This is a genomic window from Dyadobacter luteus (assembly GCF_003383615.1).
GTDB classification, from domain to species: Bacteria; Bacteroidota; Bacteroidia; order Cytophagales; family Spirosomataceae; genus Dyadobacter; species Dyadobacter luteus.
Genome location: NZ_QNUL01000018.1, coordinates 95,046 through 116,205, shown reverse-complemented (window position 1 = coordinate 116,205; position 21,160 = coordinate 95,046). Strand labels below are relative to the sequence as shown.

The window sequence follows — 21,160 nt, the reverse complement described above, 5'->3', positions numbered from 1 at the left end:
ACAGATGAGGATTTTAAGAACGCAATTTAATGATTGAAAGGTCAGTTGCAATCCGAAAGTTTGCAGGCGAAGTATTGTTCAACCCTTACTGGGTTGCAGTTGCACTATGAGTTTGTGACTCCCCGGGTTTCACCCGGCGTTATGCAAGTTGAATCCCGCCGGGATTCTGTTATTGGCAGGAATGTTTGTCTTGAATGAAATCTTCGTCACTTCACTGGGTTTTGTCCGGCGCCATGAAGCTTGAAAATTAGCTGGAATTTTGTCGTTGGGCAGTTGTGCGAAGCGTATGGGTTTCTCGCGGAAGGATCTCGGAGAGATCAAATATGAATAGCCCCGGATGAAGTCCGGGGCTATTGGCGACAAAGATTTCCCAACTCCGGAGGAATTGAACAGGCTATATAAAGTTTTTGGAAAATAGAGCTTTTAACTACTTCACTCCCTTTACCTTCATTTTTAGGCCATACACCGCTGTTTCAGCAGTGATAAAAAGCAGATCATTGTTTTTTCCACCGAAACACAGATTGGCTGTCCAGCCTTTATGTATCGGGAAGTGCGCGATTTTCTCTCCGGTTTTATCAAAAACTGTCACACCGTCTCCGGTAAGGTACAGGTTGCCTTCTTCATCCAGTATCATTCCATCCGATCCTTTTTCAACAAAAAGCTTTTTGTTTGTCAGTGTGCCGTCTTTTTCGATGTCAAATACATAGGTTTTGTTTCCGCCAATATCCGCCACAAAAAGTTTCTTTCCGTCTTTCGTGCCGATAATTCCGTTGGGCTTTTTGAAGGTATCATCAACCCTGATCAGCGTTTTGCCGTCGGGTTGCAGGTAGTAGACATGTTCGCCGTCCTGCTGCATGGCCGGATCGCGCTTCCAGTAATCACGTTTATATAATGGATCAGTCAGGTAGATACCGCCTTTCGGATCAATCCAGAGGTCGTTCGGGCCGTTCAGTAGCTTATTGCCGAATTTGGTAACAAGCACCGTTGGTTTTCCTTTTTTATCAAATGACCATACCTGATTTTCCTCATCGGCACAGGTAACCAGATTTCCTTTTTTATCAAAATACATACCGTTGGATCTCCCCGCCTGATCGGAAAAAGTGCTGAATTTGCCGGTCTCGGCGTCCCAGCGGATGATCTTGTTGTTAGGCTGATCTGTAAAAAATACATTGCCGTTTTTATCGGCTACAGGACCTTCTGTAAATTTATACCCGTCACCCAGTTTTTCAACTTCGGCTCCCGGCGCTACAATTGATTTTGAATCCATAATTTGTGCAGACAGTAATACAGGTAAAAGCAGTGTTGCTGTAAGTATTGAAAAAGTTCTTCCGATTTTTTTCATTTGTTTAAACTGAGTTGTGTTCGTGGTAAAAAGCTTGCCAAAGGTATACTTTTACTTGTCTGCCGGATATAGTAGAGGTAACGTAGGTCAGGAAATACCATATCCGTCACCCTTCTTTTCTTCCAGGGATTTGCGCAGCTCTTCGTTGTCTCCGGCATCAATGATAATGGCTTTTACGCCCGTTACCTTAATACCGTATTGGGTTAGCGTAGCAGTTTTTTTGATGTTATTGGTGAGCATGCGGATTGAGGCAACCCCAAGATCATTCAGAATTTCAGCTGCCTTGGTATAGTCACGCGCATCCTTCACGAAACCTGCCGCTTCATAGGCATCGTCCTGTGTCATACCTGCTTTTTTGAACTCCTTACTTTTTAGTAAAGCAAAGTGGCCGTTGGCTTTTCCCTCCTGATCCAGCCAAATCACGATACCTTTTCCCTGTTCCTGTATAAGTTGCTGAGAAATAGCCATCTGTTCCCGGCAATCGCATTCTATGCTGTTGAAATGATGCCCGAAAATACAAGACGAGTGTACCCTGCAAAGGACATCTTCTTCTCCTTCTACATTACCCATTACAAGGGCAAAACTTTCTGTCTGGCCATCGTAATACATCACCTCTTTAAATTCCCCGTAAAGTGTTTTTAGTGATCCTTCTGCAAGCTTAATAATCATGGTGTGTCGTTATATCTTTTAAAAAATTTTGTGATCGGCCTAACCTGCTCCAACTGGTGACCAAGGCACTGCGAATTTGTATGTCGAAAGCAAATGGTGTTCAATGTGAACGTTCATCACATGGGTTGTATTCTATAAATGAAATGGCTTATCCTTTTATGTGAAGATGACTGTGTGTCTGATTAGTGTATGCGCACCGTGAATCAGGCAGTTAGTTTTTGCAAAGCTGCTTCAATGGAATCAACAAAATTGATGTGTCCCTGTTTATTGCTTTCAAAAATAAAATCGCGGATGCTTTTACTCTGATAGGGCGCGAAATCCCCAACAATCGCCAGGCGCATCCGATAGTTGGAAAATTTCTGGAGAATTTCTCCGGCAATACCTGTTTTCAGATCAAAGAAGATGGGGGTGATATTCTTCTCATGCAGAATGATTGCGTCGAAGTTCTGATAGTAGAGGTTTCCCATTAAGTCCAGACCGGTTTCGGCATCAGATATAACAATTTCATCTGCTACTACCTCAGCGATCCGCATTCCATTTACAGCGTGTGATTGAATTTGCATGTGTTTGTGGTTTAGTTAAATTACAAACAACCTATCATTGCAAAAGTTCGCGCACCAGGGTATCATGTTCCGTAAGCATGTCTGAAACTGTTTCTCCGTCTTTGTTCGGTATCGTTTTATCAGCACCATGGGCGAGCAGAAGTTTGATGCACGCTCCATAGTCGGATAGTCGAGCCGGATCGCCGAATTTTGAGCCGCGTACAGCCCAGAACAGGGGAGTGGCTTTGAAATCGATACATAATTGATTGACTTCCGAACCGGCTGAAAGTAAAGTTTTTACAACAACAGGACGACCGCACCAGGAAGCCCAATGCAAAGCGGTGCCACCATGTGTACCCTGATGGTTAATCACTGCCCCGTTTCGGATATACAGCATCGCAACTTCATCAGCATGGAGACTGGATGCTGCAACGAGCGGCGAGTCTTGTCCCGCGGATACACCAAAGCCATTTACGTCGGCACCATGAGAAAGAAACAATTGAGCAATGTGGACAGCTTCTTCATCGGTATAGGTTCCGGAAAAGACACCGTCACAAATGCGGTGCAGCGGATGTGCTTTAGTGGTATTTTGGTTGTCGAAAGGAAGACCTTCATTTGCCAGGCCCGGATTTGCTTTGAGTGCTGCTCCAATGCCTGCCAGGTCGGCTTGGTCGATCAGGTGTTTGATATTCATATTCATCGCTTTAAACCCTGAATGTACAAAATGTGATACTAATCTTTTACTTTGGACAGGTTTATCATTTGATCAATGCGCGCTTTTTGTCTGAAGTGGTGCCGGAAATGCATTTCTGCAAATTGAAACCATTGTAAAGAATTGAAGTATCCTAAACCGGGATGTTTTGTTTTTGAATGCGGAGCATGGGCTATTATCCGGGGATAAAAATTATTGTATTGCTCTTTCAGATTTTGCATCGCATGTTGTATCCGGGCTTTGTTTGTCGGTTGAGGAAGCAAATGATTGGAGGAAGCGCCGACTATTATTTGGTCAGGAAAGTCATTGTTCGCAAAAAGTTGTTTGCCAAATTCCGTGGGTTCCAGTTCTGCGTTTTCATACGTATGTAAACACTCGCTAATCTGTTCTAAGTAAAAGCCGGCATCTGTGATAAGATGGATATACAATTGTCCTATTGACCAGCCTTGTTCGGGTTTGAAAGTCAGGTCACTTTCTGAATACTTACGAAGAGCAATGAGCCATGTGTCAATAGTGCGGTTGAAGTTTTCAAGCAGAAGAAGGTTGTGGCTCATGTTGATGGATATCAATTTTGATGCTTACCGATCTATATATGTGTAGCAGGTGAAGATTAGGTAAATCTTGGACATTATTTGCCGCAAATTTGCGGCGAATAGATGGTGTATTCGATGCATCAAACCCGTAATGGAGTTACGGATGCCAATTTCTCAGTCCAGACCGAGGGTTCGTCTACGGTAAATTTTTCAACCAGTCCATTAGAAGTCGTAACCGCCAGGCCATTATTTAGTAGACCCAGTTTCTTATAACTGAACACACTCTCGATATCTGTCAGAGGGATGGATAGTTCATGAGGCTGAATGTTGAGTCTGTGAGATTTGAAGACAAGCCTTTTGTCGGTGAGTACCAATTTGCCACCAACAGCTTCAATACCTTTCAGATGGGTGCCAAAGGATTGTAATACCATTAACTCATTATTGTCCAATTCAATTTTTGGACCTTGCTCCTGCGGGCTTTTGGTTTTGATAAAACGAGCAGTCAGAAAATAGAAGAGCCAGGAAATGATTCCTGAGATTAGCATACGCCTCAAAGATGATAAGAGTGAATCTTCATCTATAATACCTGCTTGGATCATACTCTCGATAAATGAGAACAGCCCCATAAATACACCGAAGAAAATAGCTGTGTTTTTCTGGCTTCTTGTCATATGTAATAAATGTGTCTTGTAGTAGTAGGGTTGGTGTATGGTGGTAGGAAAAATCAGCCGGGCTTCACAATTTGTATTTCAGGATTAATCCTCAACAAGTTTGTGATGACCTCATCATTATTTTCCGGTGAGATGTAAATTTTGTCGAACCGGTTATATCTGATTGTTAGTCCATTTGGTGAAAGTGCCGGTTTTAATCCGCTCCACATAGTCTTCCCCTTTGTGATTTCCCTGATATTCGATATTTTGATCTTTCCTTTTATAAATCCTGAGTAATAGTATAATTCGTCCTCGGTGATTTTATAAGAGGTATCAAAATAGATCCATAAAATTTGAATTAAAATACCCAAAAGAGGTAGTAGAATGGCCGGACGTTCAAAGAATGTTTGCGGATCTAGTAAGAAAATAATGATGGGAAGGGCGATCGCCACCAATAATAAGTAGTTGATAAATCCTCTTCTGGCAGACTTATATTTTTTCATTTTCATTAGATTTGATTGGTATCTAAGTGGCCTGCCCCGGCAATTAAACAGAAATTTGAAAAGCGAGCAGTTAGTAATTTCAGAGACGCTGATATCCAGTGATCACTCTACAATCTACTGTTTTTTGAGAAGGATTCAAACTGGTAATCAGAAATGAATGTTTTCTTGTAACTGAAAGATTATATCCAATTTTATTTTTTCACTTTCTTCTTCGCTACTACTGCCATAGCATTGTAATCCAGACAAAGATTCAACCAGAATGCAAAATCAGTATGGGTGCGGTAACCAATCGGATCGACATAACAATAGCCGGGTAGTTCTTTCCCCTTCATGATCATCGGTACATATCCGGGCTTTTCAGCAAGCTGTTCGGTTAGTTCAGGATCGAAACGGCACATCAACTGGTCGTCGCCCACGTTGATACACATTTTGTGATTGACCATAAACGCCAATCCGCCAAACATTTTCTTTTCTTCTATCAGATATTCCTCTCTTTGGCTCAGATAGTCGCGTACGCGGTCGGCTAGTTCGTGGTTGTAGGGCATAGGGGTAGAGGCTTAGGGCATGGGGAATAGGGATATGGGCTGAATGATGTTGAAAATAGGTTTCGGTAAGGTTCGGGTGTCACAATAAGATTTTAGTATCCAAATTCTTATTGTAAGTCCGGCTTTCCAATAATTCCATTCTTATTCGCCTTCACTCAAAAACGCCGGATTAAAGACAGCTTCCCAAAGATGTCCGTCAGGATCCTGAAAATAGCCTGCATACCCACCATAGAAAGTATCGGCAGCAGGTTTGATAAGCCTCGCACCCGCTCTTTGCGCCAACTCCATCACAGTATCAACTTCCTCTTTGCTATCCACATTATGTCCCAAAGTGAATTCCAGAGTAGAAGGATTTTGAGGAGCAAGACCGGTATCATGTGCGATACTATCCTTGGGCCAAAGTGCTAATTTCAGACCATTGTGAAGATCAAAAAAGGCAACTGCACCGTATTCGAATTCTGTTCCAATGATACCTTCCGTGGAAAAACCTAGCCCATCCCTGTAAAATTCCACCGACTTTTCCAGATCTGTTACTCCCAATGTTAATACTGAAATTTTTGGTTTCATGTGTTTTTGTTGTTGGTTGATTTAGGAGAGAAATAGTTGTGCCAAGAGATGTTAGTAGCTGGAAATGAGATAAAATACTGATAAGTGTGATTTGAGTATATGGTCCTAATAAGTCCAGCTTTTAGTTACAGATAATTTTAACCTCTGACGGGCAAGACTGTCAAGCTGCTTACTATTAAATAGCTCCAAAAGATAACCTAGCGGTCTTTTCCCTTGTGCACCTTCTGCTCTTTGTTCTCCCTGTGCAGAGTCAAGTTTCATTGCATGGTTATCAGCCGTAGTCAGACTGTCAATCAGTAAATAGTCATTCTCATTCAGGATTTGTTCTGTAAATCCACTGTGATCAGACTCAAGAATTTCCTGTATTGCCGGAGAGTTATTATAACCTTTTTTTAGTAGCTCCCGGAGGTATGTCAGTTTAAATTGGGTAATGTATGTGGATTTGTAATCGGCTTTCAAAGACCTTGTTCTTTGCATGCTCTTACATCTTGTCAATGTCCATAGCAAGCAGAGACAAATAAGAATGGTTAATATTTTCTTTACCGCCATGCAGTCTGTAAAGATCAAAACCTGAATTTTCATTTCAAAGCAATGGTTTTGGCTGGTAACCGTAATATTTCGTAAATCATGTTTTGTCACGTAACCGGTGGCTCACCTCTTCCCTTTCAAAAACTGGTAAGAACGGTGCCCCGCCAACGCAACATCCAGTTTTTCGAGCAGACCATCATTTTTGAAAGCGTACCAGTTGTTTTTGAGCAGGTACAGGCTTACGAAGGATGCGGGGTGGGTGAGGATAAAGGTTTTGGTTTTTTCCAGGAGTACGTTGTATTCTACTGTTTTCTGTTCAATCCAGTAATTTAGACTATCCGTTTTGCCGGTTTTGCGGGCTTTGTTTTCTGCTGAGGTGTAGGTTTTGAATAGCTGGTCGTAGGGCTTCTGTACGGTTTCCTGGAAAAGCTGCCAATCGGGATTACTTCTGAATTGGGTAACGATGGACCTCGATACATCCAGCGTATCCAGATAAATGTGCGTGCCGGGTTCCAGAAAGAAAAACAGTGCTCCTTTCATTTGGGATACATTCAGCTGGTATAGGTCAGGAACGAGGTCGCCGGCTAGTTGCAGATTCACTTGGCCGCTGGTTAGTTTTACGGAATGGACGGTCGCCGCGAAGCCCTTTTCTCTTGTGAGTAATATCGCTTTTCGCCCTCTGAGTGAAGTTGGTGCGGATATATCAATCGTTACGATTTGGGCGAAAACCGAATTTAAACATACTATAAGCAGCAAAACCGGGAGTGTTGTTCGTAACCAATGATGCCACATACTATCTGGACTTCATTTTCAGGACCTCTTCCAACGTCAGCACTCTGTAATCCACCTGCAGGCGCTTGGCATTTTCTTCCACCGTGAGCTCAAAACCGGCTTCTTTTCTGCGCTGGTTCACATTGGCAGGATCCGAAACAGGCCAGATGATAAATGCCTGCTCTGCCTTGCCGGTCTGCTTATTTTTCGTGCTGAAGCTAATGGCTTGCGTGCCATATACCTGCTCCTTTTCGGATTGCACCAGCCAGCGGTCGAGCATCATGGCATATTGGCGAAATGGAAGTTGCTTTTCCTTCGCTGCTTTTTCTACAATCGGGATATACTGGTCAATTTTTTCTGAATGCTGGATGACATAAAAAACCGCTTCGTCGGTAGGGGAGCCTACCATTGAAGTGCCGGGATAGCCATATTGCTTTATAATTTCTTCCACCCGTTGCAGGTTCGATTCGTTCACTTCATTTTGCAAATCCCACAAATGGCTGGTCAGGTTTTCACGGTCGACCTGGTAATGTTTTGCCAAAGAGTCTGCTTTCTGAGGTTTCTGAGCGAGATGCATCAGTTCACGAAACTTTTGATCCATTACATAGATACTGTCGAGCTCCTTTTGCAAAGAGACATTGATATTTTGTCCGGAAGAATAAACACTGACCAGCAGGCCAACGCACAGTAGCGCAGCAAATCTCATAAGCAGATAGAAGGTGTTATTTATTGATAAAAATTTTAGCACCGTTTTTACGAATTGACTCATATACGGCGTCAATCACGACCATATCTTTCAGCCCCTCATGACCTGTAACGTTGGGATCTGGCTTGTTATTGAGAATACAATCCGCAATTCCATCCATCTGATTGGCCTGGTGGTTTACGTCCGGCGCTTCGAGTTTTCCCTTATGCGTAGTACCGCGTATAGGTCCGTAACCAAAAGCAGGATTTACTTCCGCCCAACCTTTTTCACCCATCAATTTAAGGCCCTCAACATGGTTGAAGTTGTAGGTACAGCCACAGTTGGCAATGATGCCACTAGGAAAACCCAGCTGGAATGTGATGGTTTCGTCCACCTCTTTAAATTTAACCGGGTCGGTTTTACTTTCCTGCGCCGTCACCCAAATCGGCTCCTCGCCCGTGCAATAGCGTGCTCCGTTCAGGGAATATACGCCCACGTCCATCATAGCGCCTCCACCCGCCAGCGATTTTTTGAGTCGCCATTGCGTAGGATCGCCAATTTTAAAGCCAGCGTAATTATTTACATGCATGATCTTGCCGAATTCCCCGGCTTCACGCATACGGATGAGTTCCAGGGTATGTGGTTCAAAATGCAGTCGGTAGCCGATATAAAATTTGACATTTGCTTTTTCGCAGGCAGCGATCATCTCGCGGGCTTGTTTGGCATTGTCGGCAACAGGTTTTTCGCATATCACATGTTTGCCTGCCGCGGCGATTTGCAATACATGTTTGTGATGGAGTGAGTTAGGGGTGATCACATATACCAGATCAATGTCCGGGTTGTTTTTAATCTGTGATACCGTCTCGTAATTGTAGGTGTTTTTGTCCGGTATGTCGTATTGCTTTTTCCATGTTTCGATTTTGGATGGGGTACCGGAAATCACGCCTACGATTTTAGCCATTTTACATTCCTGCATTCCTTTTGCGACGATGTTGGCGTATCCACCCAGACCCATGATGGCCACGCGAAGCTGTTTGTCCTGCCTGTTGGAAGTAAGCTCGTTAGCAATAGCGGGAAAAGCAGAGAGCGCTGCGGCACCCAAACCTAAGGATACTTTCTGAAGAAAATCGCGACGGGAATGCATAGTATGATGGTTAGATGAAATGGAAGTCTGATTGATTTTACACCATAAAGGGGAATTGAAGTGAAATCTCCTTTGTGGCTACAAAATTGCAGGTTAAAATAACATACCAGGGGAAAATTAAGGAGGCTCTATCGGAGCCAGGGAAGAGTTCGTAAAGTGAAGGATTGGTCAATGAAGATTGATTCTCATATGTATTTCGGTGCGCTGCACCTATTATTTATAACGTATATTGCTTTTCTACAAATATTGCGGCGCTCTGCGCCTTTTCTTTAAGGTCGGTTACGAAGTGAAATTCCGGAAGGTCACACAACTGCCTTTTTTGAGGTGAGACTTCTTAGGTGCAGAGCACCGAAATAAAAAAGCTCCTCCTTTCAGAAGAGCTTTTCTATTCTATACTTTTCGGATTGCTTATTTGACCGAAAGCGTTCTTTCAGTTTCCTGAGAAGATACTTCGAAAGATTTACTTGTTGTTTCGCCCTGGCTTGTTACTTCGATCTGGTAGGTGCCGGATTTCAGCTCATCCACATTCAAAGTACGTCCAAATTTCAGGTTTTTCTTACCTACGGTTTCCTGATAAACTACGTCGCCTTTTTCATTTTTGAGCAGAAGCGTAGTGTTGGCATCCACATTGGCTTTTTCTACCAGTACATTAATTTTCCCACCTTTGGTCGCATAAATGCCTGTAGCGAATCCGGTAGCTTTTTTGGTTTCTTTGTCTTCTGCGTTGGCAGTGAAGGCAGTAGCAATAAGAGCAAGGGCAACAGCGAAGGTTTTGAATGTAGTTTTCATGGCTTTGTATATTTAATATTTTCTGATTGTTTGTGCTAATTGAACAGTACAAATATAGCGGCTATATAAGGTACTATGTAATACAAAGTACATGAATGGTAGGGTTGCTGGGATGGATGGCGGGATAGTGGTTTGGAGAATCAGGGTAGTTAAAACAGGGCCTTAAGTTTCAGGTTTAATTCAGCTAATTCGATATAAGAAAGTTTACCAAGTAACCCTCTTACAAGACTTCTGTCAAGTGTAGCTATTTTATTAGTCCTGACTAGTGAAACTTTCTTTAAGCCATTTGTGGTATTGGGAGATAGCAAAATATCTGTAGCCTCCTGCCAGCCTGTTTGTGAGGTTATAAAACAAGCAGTTATGTCTAATGCAGTTTCCGTTAGAATAATAGCCGGACGAAGCTTGCTGCCACTCAAATCTGTGAATGGAAATGACAGGAGGACAATATCGCCCTTAGCCATTATATACTTCCTTTAAATCATCACTCGAATAGACTTCTTCCTCTTCGTGCAAAAACTGGAAGGATGCTGCAGCGGACGTGAGTTTTTGGATACCTTGAATCAACGATTGTTCCTCATGCCTTTTTATGAGGAAATCAGCAAAGTCAGAGATTTCTTCAGCCTTTTCAACGGGGAGTCCCTGAATGGCCTTGATAGTACGCTCGATAATAGCTTGTTTGTTCATAATGACAGGCTTTAAAACAAATTTAATGATTTCTGCTGAAAAATGCAGGAACTAGAAAAGGCGAGGTGAGCCACATTTGGTATTTTATTCCAGCACTACTTTTCTCCTGCTAATTCTCTTTTTGCATGCATCATGGTGCTATGAGCTTTTGTTCTGGATAATGTGGGTTGGCCAAGTCGCAGCGCGACGAAATATTGGTAGATAATAAATGATGTAAAATTAAAGGGAAGGTGCAGCGCACCGTAACTAACGAGATAAAGACATTTTATGTATACATCATCTTAAAACAAAAATGGCTCCCGTTTCCAGGAGCCATTTGCTGCATATATTTTGGTCTTTAGTTAATCGCGATGGTTTTTGTTGAAGTCTTTTCAGATATCTCAAACTTGCGGCTTTGCTTTTCACCTTTGCTCACCACTTCTACCTGATAAGTTCCGGAGTTAAGTTGGTCCACATTCAGTACACGACCGAATTTTTGAATTTTTTTACCAACCGTTTCCTGATAAACTACCTCACCTTTTTCGTTAGTAACCAGTAACGTGGTGTGCGCATCGGCATTCACTTTGTCTACCATCACATTCACTTTACCACTTTTATTGACAAACATTCCAGTACCGAATCCGGCTGCTTTTTTGGCTTCTTTGTCTTCTGCATGTGCAGAGAAAGTAAGAACAGAAACTAATGCGATTACGCTGGCGAAGGTTTTGATTGAGTTTTTCATGGCTATGGCTTTTTTAGTGATAGCAGCTTCATTGCCGCTGTTTGTTTGTCTTAATGACATAACAAATGTAAGTGCTATAACAGGTACTATGCATAACAAAGTACACGAGTGGTAAAGCGCTGTGACGAGTGGAAAGCCTAAGGGATAAAGCACAACAAGACTGCCGGTTTGAATCAGCAGTCTTGTTTTTAAAATGATCTGTTTTGGCAAGGATCAGTGTTTTTCTACGTAATCCATATCCTTGGTAAAGGTTTCTTCAATGAAATAGAGTGCCAGCAGTGCCACTGCACTAGTTGCCACGCCTATAACGAGTCCACTTTGTATTACGCCCAAGTCAGGCTTGAACTGCACAAACAATGCTGCCAGCGGGATCGTCGCTCCACGTACAAAATTGGGAACGGTAGTAGCAACTGTAGCGCGCAGGTTGGTTCCGAAAAGTTCTGCGGCGATGGTGATGAACAAAGTCCAGTATCCATTGCAAAAACCAAGTAAAGCGCAGAGCGTATAGAAAGAGAAAAGATCTTTGATAGGGATTAACAGGTAACTAACGACCATCGCGAGGGAGAGGAGAATAAAAATACCAATGACTTTTTTCCGACTCTTCATATACTGACTGAGTAGTCCGCTGACGATATCGCCAAAAACCTGTCCGGAGAATGCCAGCATGACTGCCTTTCCTGCATTGATACCTTCAATACCTTTTGCAATACCGAATTCGGGGGAGAAAGTGATCAGAATACCTACCACAAACCAAATCGGCAAACCAATCAGAATGGCCATCAGGTATTTGGACAAACGAGCCCAGTTGGTCAGGATCATCATCACATTTCCTTTCTCGATCGATTTCTCTTTCACTTTGTCAAAAATTCCTGATTCGAATACGTTGAAACGAAGCACCAGCAGCAATAGCCCCATTCCGCCACCTACAAAGTAGGAGATCCGCCATGCAAACAAATCAGCAACAAAGTAAGCAAGGATGGCTCCCAATACACCCAATGTGGCGACAAGTGTAGTTCCGTATCCTCTTATTTCCTTAGGAAGTACTTCCGTAACAAGTGTGATACCTGCACCAAGTTCTCCCGCCAGACCAACACCAGCGATAAAGCGCAGTACTGCATACTGATCCAGCGAAGTGACGAAACCGTTGCCGATATTGGCCAGCGAATACATAATAATAGAACCGAAAAGAACGGAAAGTCGTCCTTTTTTATCAGCGATAACTCCCCACAACACGCCGCCTATCAGCATACCTGCCATTTGGTAATTGAGGAGTGAAATACCTTCTGTGAGTAGCTGGTCGTCGGGAACATTGAGTGCTTTAAGACTCGGAACACGCACGACACTGAAAAGAAAAAGGTCATACATATCCACCAGGTAACCCAGTGCGGCTACGATGACAGGCACCTGTAAAAGTTGCGAAAGCAACGACGGACGTGATTCTGAATTTATGGACATGGGGTTTAGCTGAGAGTTTTAATGGCGGGCGTTAGAGCCCACCATACTCGACTCGTTTATCTGTGAATTACATTTTTAAGCAAATTCCAAACAGCTGTTAGCATATAGCTTAGCTAACGAAGGTTAAAGTTCGACCGCCGACCGCCGATGGCCGACAGCTGACTGCCGCTTATAGCCTGTCGATCAACATTCCTCCATCCACACCGATTACTTGTCCGGTAGAATAGGGGAAGTCTCCTCTTGTGAGTGAAGCGACTGCTTTTCCTACATCGTCCGGAGTTCCCCAGCGAGGCTGAAGGGCGATGCCGCTCTGGAAGAGGTTGTCGTATTTTTCCTGCACTTTGGAAGTCATATCGGTGGAAATAATTCCCGGTCTCACTTCGTAAACAGGAATATTGAATTCCGCCAGTCGTACCGCGAAAAGTAGATTGGTCATAGCAAGTCCGGCTTTGGAAATGCAATATTCCCCACGGTTAATAGAAGCAACTGTCGCAGAAATAGAAGTGACGAAAACGATGGACGCTTCAAAAGCATGGTTATTCTGTTTGGTATGCGCCATTTTTTTGGCAATCGCCTGAGTCAGGAAGAATGGGCCTTCCAGATTCGTCCTCATTACTTCTTCGTAATTGGCGGCTGTTGTTTCCAATATGTCAAGGCGTTCGCGTGGTGCTATACCTGCATTATTGACCAGAATATTGATATTTCCGAAACCTGAATATGCTTTTTCGATAATTGTTTCACGGTCTGCTGCGCTGGCAATACTTCCCTGGCAATACAAAACCTCTGCACCTAGCTCACGGAGTTCATTCAGCGCCTCTGCACATCCTGCTTCATCGCGTACACCATTAATAGCCAGATTATAGCCTTCTTTTGCCAGTGCTTTGGCAATCCCGAAACCGATACCACGGCTGCCGCCTGTGATTAGTGCTACTTTTTTTACTTCCATGGTTGAAGATTTTTTTGCCACGAAAACACGAGTGAGTATTGAATTCGCTGCCCAATTGCGCATCCGTGGCAATCTTTGTTTAAAGTTCTTCTATATTGACCCACTGGCGTTTTTCCCAGCTTTCGATTCCTTTCTCAGCCAGTTGTACACCTCTTGCACCTGCTTTCAAATCCCATGGGAATGGTGTGTCTTTCACGATATGTTTCAGATAAAGCTCCCATTGTGCTTTGAATGCGTTGTCGAAATTTTCCTGCTCCGGTACTTTAGACCAACCTTCGAAGAATGGAATAGGCTGTGGAATATCAGGATTCCAGACAGGCTTTGGCGTATTGCCATAGTGCTGGATATAGCAGTCACGCAGCCCGGCAACGGCAGAACCATGAGTTCCGTCTACCTGTAATGTCAAAAGGTCGTCGCGACGGACACGTACTGTCCATGAAGAGTTGAATTGTGCGATTACATCACCTTCCAGTTCGAAAGTGGCGTAGCAGGCGTCGTCGGCAGTACAGTTGTACGGTTTGCCATTTTCATCAATACGTTCAGGAATGTGAGTAGCTCCCAAACAGGACACTGCCTTTACATTCCCGAACAGGTTATCGAGCACATAGCGCCAGTGACAAAGCATATCCACGATAATACCACCATCGTCTTCCTTACGGTAGTTCCAGGATGGACGTTGGGCAGGAATGCTATGGCCTTCAAATACCCAATATCCGAACTCACCACGTACAGAAAGGATTTTTCCGAAGAACCCATTTTCCATCAGTCTCTTTAGTTTCAGCATACCCGGCAACCAAAGTTTATCCTGAACTACACCGTTCTTCAGGCCGGCCTTTGTAGCCAAGTCGTACAGTTCCAGTGCTTCTTCAGTGGTAGTTCCGGTAGGCTTTTCGCAGTAAATATGTTTACCGGCAAGAATTGCTTTTTTGATAGCCGGTGCACGACGGCCGGTTACCTGTGCATCAAAATAAACCTGATACTGAGGGTCGTTTAATACGGAATCAAGGTCAGTCGTATACTTCTGGACTCCTGATTGCTTACAAAGTGCCTGCAGTTTGCTTTCGTTACGTCCTACCAGAATAGGATCCGGCATAATCACCTCGTCGGCGGAGATTTTTACGCCACCCTGTTCAATGATCGCCTTGATGGAGCGCAGTAAATGTTGGTTGGTACCCATACGGCCGGTTACGCCGTTCATGATAATGCCAATGGTATGTGTTGTCATGTTTGTTTAGCTATTAGCTGTTAGCGATTGGCAGTTAGCTTTGAGCGCTATGCAGCGGTTAGAAATATCTTGTTACTAAATTTATATAGAGCGATGTGAACTTATTAATTGAAAGTCTGTTCGAGAAAAACTAACAGCTCAAAGCTCTGAGCGATCAGCTCTCTAAAAATGCTGTGGTAATCTCATTAAGGAAAAGATGCTGGTCTTTGGCCCAGTGGATATTTGAGAATATCTCTACTTCACAAAAACCATTGAAGCCGGTTGCTTCCACCCATCCACGAATTTTTTTAAGATCAATACAGCCTTCACCCATCAAGCCGCGGTCGTTGAGCAGATCAATGGTGTTGACTTTCCAGTCGCAGATATGGTAGGCAAATAGATTTCCGTGCGCTCCGCATCGTGCGATTTCTTTTTCCAGATCACCGTCCCACCACAAATGGTATACATCCACAGCCACGCCTACAAACGGAGAGTTGAAAGACTCTGCCATGTCGTTGGCTTGTGCAAGTGTGTTGATGGCCGAACGATCTGCTGCATACATCGGATGCAAGGGTTCTATGGCCAGTTTTACATTCAGCTTTTCGGCCAAAGGCAATATGGCTTCAATACCTTCCCTGATCTGTTCGCGGGACTTTTGCATGGACTGATCCGGTGAGGCACCGCATACGAGTACGATCATGGGAGCACCCAGTGCAGCGGCTTCTTCCAATAGTTTTTTGTTGTTATCAATAGCCTGAGCGCGTCCGGCACCAGAGGTATGAGGGAAAAAACCACCGCGTACATACGATACAATTTCGAGTCCGGCCTGGCGGATAATCTCCCCGGAGCGGAGCGGCCCAATACCTTCGGTTGCATTTTGCCATACGCTGATTCCCTTCACACCCGCAGCCGCATAATGCTCCACCGCTTCCGGCAGCGACCACAGCTTTGTTGTAATGGTGTGAATACAGCAACGATCGAGAGAAAGAGACATTTTTGAATTAAGAATTAAGAATTAAGAATTAAGAATTAAGAATTAAGAATTAAGAATTAAGAATTAAGAATTAAGACCGGGCCGCCGTTGCAGTTAAGAATTAAGATTATGCCGTCTCTGCGACTAATATTATGCCGCTGTCGCGATTAAAAATCGGCTTAGGCTTTGATATCCGAGTATAAGAACTTTTCATTCTTCACTCTTCATTTTTAACTGCTCCTAAATACGTATAGTAAGGCAAGTCCTTATTGATTCTGTGCAGGTAGAGCGCGAGTTCGCGGGCGTGGTAGTCGCCCCACATGCTTGATTCCCCGCTTGCTATTTTTTGTCCTGCGGGTACGTTGTCCCACCCGTTTGGCTGATGGTAAATCGAATGCAGAATGAGTCCCTGGTGGGTAGGATCAGTTGAAATATAAGGCTCAGCAAAAAGACTGTCCAGGGAAGTCAGCCCGGCTTGCCAGTAGCGCGATCCGTCTTTATTTTTATCGTTGAGGTATTTTCCAAGTCGAAGTAATCCCTGAGCACCTATAGCAGCTGCAGAACTGTCGATCGGTTCAAACTCATTGTATGGATCCGAAGTGCGGGATGTATAATCGCCCAGCTTGTGGATTTGCGGAGCGCCAGTGTCCCAGTAAGGAATTCCGTCGGCAGTCGTATTGTCGATAAAGAAATCACAGGTTGCTTTTGCTGCTTTGAGATATGTTTTTTCAAGCTCTGCACGGCCGCCTAACGGAGCAAGTTCCTCGTCTGAAAAACTTGATAGCGATTCCAGTTGTTCAGCGAATCCGAGCATTGCCCAGGCAAGGCCGCGTGTCCAGGTAGTGAATCCGGAGAAACCTTGTTGAGAGTTAGGGCAGCGGAAATTACCATCGTTGGTATTAAATACGCTTTCGTGTGCAGTTCTGCCCCATATATCGTAGCTATCTCGGCCTTCACCATAGAAAACGGAATACTTGGCAGTCGCCAGAGAGTGATAAGTTCCTCTTTGCAACAAGCTGGTTTTAACATCATTTTCGCCCATAAGGCTATGTCCAAGCTTGTGAGAAACGATGAGTGCTCTTACCGAACGGATTGTATCTACAAAAAGTGAATGAGGTCCGTTGAAAGAATGTATAAAGCCCTGCCCGTCTCTGGTATTGGTCCAGCGGTGAGCCTGTACGGAGCCTGAGACCTTTAGTGCCACTTCGTAAAAATTTCTTTCCCATTCATTCTCAGGAATCCTTCCTTCATTCATGAGGCGAACCAGGTTTCCGTAAGTACTCACATTATTGAACCCGTGATCGTGTACACCAAAATGGCTCACATGGGATGCCATGTATTTCACTGTATTGGCTCTGGCACTTTTCAAGAATTCCTCTTCACCAGTTGCATCGTACTGCAATACTTCCGCTCCATACTGAAATCCCTGAGTCCATTCTGTCCAGCCGCGCAGTGTATACTTACCATTAACCGTAAAGACGGGTGTTCCTTTGGAATTGTCGTATTCTTTGGTGATCAACCGGATTTTCTCGGCTGAAAGCTCCCACAACTTGTCAATCTTTGATTGAAGCGAGGCGGCTGTAAGGTCGTTACGAATCTGCATGAGTTGAAATAAATAGTATTATTTAGCCTTTTTATTTTAGGATAATACAAAGATATTTTTCTCAACTTAGGACATCAAGGTACATTTTTGATATTAAATGGCACTTTTCCGAACTCTTTCGCGGTACTCATTTGGCGTAAGTCCGGTTTTCCTTTTAAAAATTCTGCCAAAATAAGAAGGGTCGTCTATATGGATATGGTAGGCAATTTCTTTACTACTCAGATTGGTGAAGACGAGCAGACGTTTGGCTTCCAACAGTAATTTGTCCAGGATATATTCCTGTGACGATGTACCAAGGCACTTTTTTACAATTTTACTCAGATAGTCGGGCGATACGGACAGCGTGGTAGCATACTGCTGCACTTCATGTTTTTCAAGAAAGTTTTTTTCAACCAGCTCCTGAAACCTGCCAACCAGCTCTGGTACAGAACGGGATGATGAGTCGAGCAGTTTAGCCTCTTTTTTTGCAAGAACGCCACATTTTTGTAGTAAAAGTCCCAGATACCTGCCAATGATCGCCTGATCGGTTTCATCATGCAGGTGATCGGACACCATATTCTCTAAAAGATTATGAAAATAATGGCATTCAGTGTCAGACAGTGCGACAATGGGCTGACGGCGTCCCGGCTGAAAAAACGGGAATTGTGCCAGCGAAGCAGCTGTAGGGTTATAAAATGAATAAAAATCTTCCGAAAACGCGACGATAAAGCCTTGACAAGGCGTTGAGAAATGAAGCAGATGTACTTGTCCGGGGGTAAGAAAATGGAGTCCGGCACCCTGAACAGGATACGAGTAAAAGTCGATTTCATGGAAACCTTGTCCTTTCTCAATAAAGAGCATTTCGTAATACGTATGCCTGTGGGGAGCATCGGTGGGCAAAGGCGTGATGGGCAGAGAAACAGGTATTTCCTGATTTTGAACAGTACTGTTTTTGAAACGATAGATTTTTAAATCGGGAATTTTACCGGGAGACTTGGGAAGAGAATGAATAGGTATGGCATCCGACATGTAATCAATAGTTTACGACTTCCTCATACTGAACAACCTTTTCAAAAGCCATAACATCAGTAAAACTACCAGCACGAATGCAATTAACGGTAAAAAAATTGCCAAACCGGAGAACCCGAATGCTGCTACATTCTCGGCAGTTGAAACAACCGGATTACCGATTCCGGCTGTGGTTTTAGAGGATAAAAGGCGAAGTAAACCGGTACCAGCCTGAACAACCCCCGCCGTTCCTCCTCCGATGATCAGCCCGAGTCCCCAGTGTAATACCGGATTCTCAATCGCGACAAAAGATGTGGTAAGTAAAGTTCCTGCAATTACGGCCGCGGGCGTAGCAATGGTATCAAGCAGGTTGTCGATGAAAGGAATGTAATAACCGCCGATTTCAAAAATAGTAGCTGTAAGCAGAACCAGAAAAGCGGGCCAGGTGGCGAGCCATTCGAAATTAACTCCTGGGCTGATCCAGCCATTCATTGCAGCAATATTAGCCGCTAACATGGGCAGAAATACCCTGAAACCACAACTGGCGCTGAGTCCTAAACCAAGACAAATACTAAGAAAAAGCTCCATGTGATCGTGTGCGTGTAGATTTGGTTGAAAGGTATATAAAAATACGTTTTTTTAGCGGGCTGTGACTAATTTTGCTTTTTCGTTGTTGACTTCCATACCAGTTAAATAGCAGAACAATTAGTGAATCAGGAAACCAAAAGCGGCCAGATATTCGACCTTCCCACGCTAAGGCGTTTGTATGTATTTGTAAAGCCCTATCAAAAGCAGTTTTATCTTCTTATAGGTATTATTATGCTGAATGCGCTGCTGGCGCCGCTTACCCCGCTTCTGATTAAATATACTATAGATACGCCTATTGCCAACGGGAATTATTCTCAGCTCACACTCATGCTAGTAATCATGGTGGTGGTGACTTTAGTACAAGGCATTGCGCAATTCTGGAATACCTATATGTCGGGCTGGCTGGGACAGTATATTATCCGTGATATAAGGGTACAGTTGTATGAAAAAATCATTGGTCTCCGACTCAAATTTTTTGATCAGACTCCCATCGGTCGACTGGTGACCAGAACGATTTCAGATGTTGAAACGCTTTCCAACGTGTTCAGTGATGGTATGGCGGCTATTGCCGGCGATATTCTGCAGCTGACGCTGATCATTGCTGTGATGTTCTACACCGACTGGAAACTATCCATCATTAGTTTATCGATGATTCCGCTGATGCTTTTTTGTACTTATGTTTTTAAAGAAAAGATCAAAGATTCCTTTAACGAAGTACGTGCCGCTGTTTCTAACCTGAACTCATTCGTGCAGGAGCATATCACCGGAATGAGCATTGTGCAGATTTTCAGTAGCGAACATATCGAATACAAGAAATTTCAGGAGATCAATAAGGTGCACAGGGATGCCAATATCCGGTCCATTCTGTATTATTCGATTTACTTCCCTGTTGCGGATGTGATTGCGGCCGCCGGAACCGGGCTGGTGGTTTGGTATGGTTCCAAACAGATATTGGATGCCGAGGTGACTTTCGGGACAGTGACCGCTTTTGTGATGTTTATCAACCTTTTCTTCAGACCAATCCGTCAGTTGGCCGACCGCTTCAATACCCTTCAAATGGGGATTGTAAGTACCGACCGTATTTTGAAATTGCTGGATAGTGACGAGTACACAGCCAATGAAGGCACATTTGATCCTGAAATCATCAAAGGAAAAGTAGAGTTTAAAAATGTATGGTTTGCCTATAATGAGGAAGAATATGTTTTGAAAGACATCAGCTTCAAAGTAGATGAAGGTAAAACTGTAGCGTTGGTAGGTGCAACCGGTGCGGGGAAATCGTCTATTATCAACTTGCTGACGCGCTTTTATGATATCAACAAAGGAAACATTCTGGTGGATGATGTAGAAGTGGAAAAGTATGAGCTTAATGCCTTGAGAAAACATGTTGGTATTGTATTGCAGGATGTTTTCCTTTTTTCTGATACGATAGAAAACAACATTCGTTTGGGTGATTTTTCTATTACAGAAGAAAAGATCATTGAAGCGGCACGGTTGGTAGGTGTTCATGATTTTATTGAAAGACTGCCCGGCGGATATCAATACAACGTGATGGAACGCGGGGCAACCTTGTCCGTAGGTCAGCGCCAGCTGATTTCATTTGTACGTGCGATGGTACACGAGCCGAAAATCATCGTGCTGGATGAGGCAACTTCTTCAGTGGATACAGAAACCGAAGAACTGATCCAAAAGGCCATTGAGAAACTGATGAAAGGGAGGACCGCCATCGTCATTGCCCACAGGCTATCGACCATTCAGGAAGCTGATAAGATCATCGTGGTAGATAAAGGAGAAATTATGGAAGAAGGAAACCACGAACAACTTCTGGAAAAGGAAGGTTTCTATGCCAATTTGTACCGAATGCAGTACAAAGAGGTGTTGAAGATTGGATAAGGTTTACGATGTTTTGGATAATTGTACCGGTGCAGGGGGTAAAATATCAGATATTTATACCGGTGTACGGGGTAAAATATCTGAAAATGGCTGATCAACTTTTACGTTTAAATACACAGCAATTTCATA

The 21,160-nt window shown here is 43.7% G+C and carries 25 protein-coding genes; 1 reads left to right on the top strand and 24 read right to left on the bottom strand.

Going from position 1 to position 21,160, the window contains the following annotated elements; translation table 11 throughout:
- Positions 1-427: 427 nt before the first annotated feature.
- The 24 genes from DSL64_RS19740 to DSL64_RS19625 all read right to left on the bottom strand — a co-directional run bounded on the left by DSL64_RS19740 (position 428) and on the right by DSL64_RS19625 (position 19,141).
- Positions 428-1,342, bottom strand: a complete 915-nt coding sequence (locus DSL64_RS19740) for an SMP-30/gluconolactonase/LRE family protein (protein ID WP_310587860.1) — start codon at positions 1,340-1,342, stop codon at positions 428-430.
- A gap of 87 nt (positions 1,343-1,429) precedes the next feature.
- Entirely contained in the window at positions 1,430-2,011 is a 582-nt protein-coding gene (locus DSL64_RS19735) for a GTP cyclohydrolase II (protein ID WP_115832652.1), read from the bottom strand.
- A gap of 203 nt (positions 2,012-2,214) precedes the next feature.
- Positions 2,215-2,574, bottom strand: coding sequence for a DUF4180 domain-containing protein (locus DSL64_RS19730; RefSeq protein WP_115832651.1), 360 nt, complete (start codon positions 2,572-2,574; stop codon positions 2,215-2,217).
- Positions 2,575-2,608: 34 nt separating this feature from the next.
- Positions 2,609-3,247, bottom strand: coding sequence for an ankyrin repeat domain-containing protein (locus DSL64_RS19725; RefSeq protein WP_158547953.1), 639 nt, complete (start codon positions 3,245-3,247; stop codon positions 2,609-2,611).
- A 38-nt stretch (positions 3,248-3,285) separates the two neighbouring features.
- Entirely contained in the window at positions 3,286-3,819 is a 534-nt protein-coding gene (locus DSL64_RS19720) for a DinB family protein (protein WP_115832649.1), read from the bottom strand.
- A 119-nt stretch (positions 3,820-3,938) separates the two neighbouring features.
- On the bottom strand, positions 3,939-4,469 hold the full coding sequence (locus DSL64_RS19715) for a PH domain-containing protein (protein WP_115832648.1): 531 nt from the start codon (positions 4,467-4,469) through the stop codon (positions 3,939-3,941).
- A gap of 53 nt (positions 4,470-4,522) precedes the next feature.
- The gene (locus tag DSL64_RS19710; protein ID WP_115832674.1) at positions 4,523-4,951 is read right to left on the bottom strand and encodes a PH domain-containing protein; all 429 of its coding nucleotides are present in this window, start codon (positions 4,949-4,951) and stop codon (positions 4,523-4,525) included.
- Between the two features lie 191 nt (positions 4,952-5,142).
- A complete protein-coding gene (locus tag DSL64_RS19705) occupies positions 5,143-5,496 on the bottom strand; it encodes a TfoX/Sxy family protein (protein WP_115832647.1) in 354 nt (117 codons plus the stop codon).
- A gap of 141 nt (positions 5,497-5,637) precedes the next feature.
- A complete protein-coding gene (locus tag DSL64_RS19700; RefSeq protein ID WP_115832646.1) occupies positions 5,638-6,063 on the bottom strand; it encodes a VOC family protein in 426 nt (141 codons plus the stop codon).
- Positions 6,064-6,168: 105 nt separating this feature from the next.
- Positions 6,169-6,540 carry a hypothetical protein gene (locus tag DSL64_RS19695; RefSeq protein ID WP_115832645.1) on the bottom strand — a complete coding sequence of 124 codons (372 nt, stop codon included), beginning with the start codon at positions 6,538-6,540 and terminating at the stop codon, positions 6,169-6,171.
- A gap of 174 nt (positions 6,541-6,714) precedes the next feature.
- The gene (locus DSL64_RS19690) at positions 6,715-7,191 is read right to left on the bottom strand and encodes a hypothetical protein (RefSeq protein ID WP_229217155.1); all 477 of its coding nucleotides are present in this window, start codon (positions 7,189-7,191) and stop codon (positions 6,715-6,717) included.
- 193 nt (positions 7,192-7,384) lie between these two features.
- Positions 7,385-8,068 (bottom strand): DUF6624 domain-containing protein, encoded by a 684-nt coding sequence (locus tag DSL64_RS19685; RefSeq protein WP_115832644.1) that lies wholly within the window; start codon positions 8,066-8,068, stop codon positions 7,385-7,387.
- A 16-nt stretch (positions 8,069-8,084) separates the two neighbouring features.
- Positions 8,085-9,191, bottom strand: coding sequence for a Gfo/Idh/MocA family protein (locus DSL64_RS19680; RefSeq protein ID WP_115832643.1), 1,107 nt, complete (start codon positions 9,189-9,191; stop codon positions 8,085-8,087).
- 408 nt (positions 9,192-9,599) lie between these two features.
- Positions 9,600-9,980: a T9SS type A sorting domain-containing protein gene (locus tag DSL64_RS19675; protein WP_115832642.1), complete on the bottom strand. Its 381-nt coding sequence runs from the start codon at positions 9,978-9,980 to the stop codon at positions 9,600-9,602.
- Positions 9,981-10,129: 149 nt separating this feature from the next.
- Positions 10,130-10,441 carry a type II toxin-antitoxin system PemK/MazF family toxin gene (locus DSL64_RS19670; RefSeq protein ID WP_115832641.1) on the bottom strand — a complete coding sequence of 104 codons (312 nt, stop codon included), beginning with the start codon at positions 10,439-10,441 and terminating at the stop codon, positions 10,130-10,132.
- Complete coding sequence (locus DSL64_RS19665) at positions 10,434-10,664, bottom strand: hypothetical protein (RefSeq protein ID WP_115832640.1); 231 nt, start codon at positions 10,662-10,664, stop codon at positions 10,434-10,436. Before DSL64_RS19665 ends, DSL64_RS19670 begins: the two co-directional genes overlap by 8 nt.
- Before the next feature lie 337 nt (positions 10,665-11,001).
- Entirely contained in the window at positions 11,002-11,385 is a 384-nt protein-coding gene (locus DSL64_RS19660; RefSeq protein ID WP_147300387.1) for a T9SS type A sorting domain-containing protein, read from the bottom strand.
- Positions 11,386-11,598: 213 nt separating this feature from the next.
- A complete protein-coding gene (locus DSL64_RS19655) occupies positions 11,599-12,840 on the bottom strand; it encodes an MFS transporter (RefSeq protein WP_115832638.1) in 1,242 nt (413 codons plus the stop codon).
- A 169-nt stretch (positions 12,841-13,009) separates the two neighbouring features.
- The gene (locus tag DSL64_RS19650; RefSeq protein ID WP_115832672.1) at positions 13,010-13,786 is read right to left on the bottom strand and encodes a 3-ketoacyl-ACP reductase; all 777 of its coding nucleotides are present in this window, start codon (positions 13,784-13,786) and stop codon (positions 13,010-13,012) included.
- 79 nt (positions 13,787-13,865) lie between these two features.
- Complete coding sequence (locus DSL64_RS19645; RefSeq protein ID WP_115832637.1) at positions 13,866-15,011, bottom strand: Gfo/Idh/MocA family protein; 1,146 nt, start codon at positions 15,009-15,011, stop codon at positions 13,866-13,868.
- Positions 15,012-15,165: 154 nt separating this feature from the next.
- Positions 15,166-15,984, bottom strand: coding sequence for a sugar phosphate isomerase/epimerase family protein (locus DSL64_RS19640; RefSeq protein ID WP_115832636.1), 819 nt, complete (start codon positions 15,982-15,984; stop codon positions 15,166-15,168).
- A gap of 196 nt (positions 15,985-16,180) precedes the next feature.
- Positions 16,181-17,566, bottom strand: coding sequence for a glycoside hydrolase family 88 protein (locus DSL64_RS19635; protein ID WP_115832635.1), 1,386 nt, complete (start codon positions 17,564-17,566; stop codon positions 16,181-16,183).
- A 93-nt stretch (positions 17,567-17,659) separates the two neighbouring features.
- Positions 17,660-18,574 (bottom strand): helix-turn-helix domain-containing protein, encoded by a 915-nt coding sequence (locus DSL64_RS19630; protein WP_229217154.1) that lies wholly within the window; start codon positions 18,572-18,574, stop codon positions 17,660-17,662.
- A gap of 12 nt (positions 18,575-18,586) precedes the next feature.
- Positions 18,587-19,141, bottom strand: coding sequence for a DUF4126 domain-containing protein (locus DSL64_RS19625; RefSeq protein ID WP_115832633.1), 555 nt, complete (start codon positions 19,139-19,141; stop codon positions 18,587-18,589).
- A 120-nt stretch (positions 19,142-19,261) separates the two neighbouring features.
- On the opposite strand from DSL64_RS19625, the gene DSL64_RS19620 reads away from it, so the two are divergent.
- Positions 19,262-21,031, top strand: a complete 1,770-nt coding sequence (locus DSL64_RS19620) for an ABC transporter ATP-binding protein (protein WP_115832632.1) — start codon at positions 19,262-19,264, stop codon at positions 21,029-21,031.
- Positions 21,032-21,160: the final 129 nt, after the last annotated feature.

Coding starts and splice junctions, on each gene's coding strand:
- DSL64_RS19705 (WP_115832647.1), bottom strand. CDS start 5,496: ATGCCCTACAACCACGAACTAGCCGACCGCGTACGCGACTATCTGAGC.
- DSL64_RS19720 (WP_115832649.1), bottom strand. CDS start 3,819: ATGAGCCACAACCTTCTTCTGCTTGAAAACTTCAACCGCACTATTGAC.
- DSL64_RS19650 (WP_115832672.1), bottom strand. CDS start 13,786: ATGGAAGTAAAAAAAGTAGCACTAATCACAGGCGGCAGCCGTGGTATC.
- DSL64_RS19665 (WP_115832640.1), bottom strand. CDS start 10,664: ATGAACAAACAAGCTATTATCGAGCGTACTATCAAGGCCATTCAGGGA.
- DSL64_RS19700 (WP_115832646.1), bottom strand. CDS start 6,063: ATGAAACCAAAAATTTCAGTATTAACATTGGGAGTAACAGATCTGGAA.
- DSL64_RS19630 (WP_229217154.1), bottom strand. CDS start 18,574: ATGTCGGATGCCATACCTATTCATTCTCTTCCCAAGTCTCCCGGTAAA.
- DSL64_RS19625 (WP_115832633.1), bottom strand. CDS start 19,141: ATGGAGCTTTTTCTTAGTATTTGTCTTGGTTTAGGACTCAGCGCCAGT.
- DSL64_RS19715 (WP_115832648.1), bottom strand. CDS start 4,469: ATGACAAGAAGCCAGAAAAACACAGCTATTTTCTTCGGTGTATTTATG.
- DSL64_RS19685 (WP_115832644.1), bottom strand. CDS start 8,068: ATGAGATTTGCTGCGCTACTGTGCGTTGGCCTGCTGGTCAGTGTTTAT.
- DSL64_RS19645 (WP_115832637.1), bottom strand. CDS start 15,011: ATGACAACACATACCATTGGCATTATCATGAACGGCGTAACCGGCCGT.
- DSL64_RS19695 (WP_115832645.1), bottom strand. CDS start 6,540: ATGCAAAGAACAAGGTCTTTGAAAGCCGATTACAAATCCACATACATT.
- DSL64_RS19670 (WP_115832641.1), bottom strand. CDS start 10,441: ATGGCTAAGGGCGATATTGTCCTCCTGTCATTTCCATTCACAGATTTG.
- DSL64_RS19635 (WP_115832635.1), bottom strand. CDS start 17,566: ATGCAGATTCGTAACGACCTTACAGCCGCCTCGCTTCAATCAAAGATT.
- DSL64_RS19730 (WP_115832651.1), bottom strand. CDS start 2,574: ATGCAAATTCAATCACACGCTGTAAATGGAATGCGGATCGCTGAGGTA.
- DSL64_RS19660 (WP_147300387.1), bottom strand. CDS start 11,385: ATGAAAAACTCAATCAAAACCTTCGCCAGCGTAATCGCATTAGTTTCT.
- DSL64_RS19640 (WP_115832636.1), bottom strand. CDS start 15,984: ATGTCTCTTTCTCTCGATCGTTGCTGTATTCACACCATTACAACAAAG.
- DSL64_RS19655 (WP_115832638.1), bottom strand. CDS start 12,840: ATGTCCATAAATTCAGAATCACGTCCGTCGTTGCTTTCGCAACTTTTA.
- DSL64_RS19735 (WP_115832652.1), bottom strand. CDS start 2,011: ATGATTATTAAGCTTGCAGAAGGATCACTAAAAACACTTTACGGGGAA.
- DSL64_RS19740 (WP_310587860.1), bottom strand. CDS start 1,342: ATGAAAAAAATCGGAAGAACTTTTTCAATACTTACAGCAACACTGCTT.
- DSL64_RS19675 (WP_115832642.1), bottom strand. CDS start 9,980: ATGAAAACTACATTCAAAACCTTCGCTGTTGCCCTTGCTCTTATTGCT.
- DSL64_RS19725 (WP_158547953.1), bottom strand. CDS start 3,247: ATGAATATCAAACACCTGATCGACCAAGCCGACCTGGCAGGCATTGGA.
- DSL64_RS19680 (WP_115832643.1), bottom strand. CDS start 9,191: ATGCATTCCCGTCGCGATTTTCTTCAGAAAGTATCCTTAGGTTTGGGT.
- DSL64_RS19710 (WP_115832674.1), bottom strand. CDS start 4,951: ATGAAAAAATATAAGTCTGCCAGAAGAGGATTTATCAACTACTTATTA.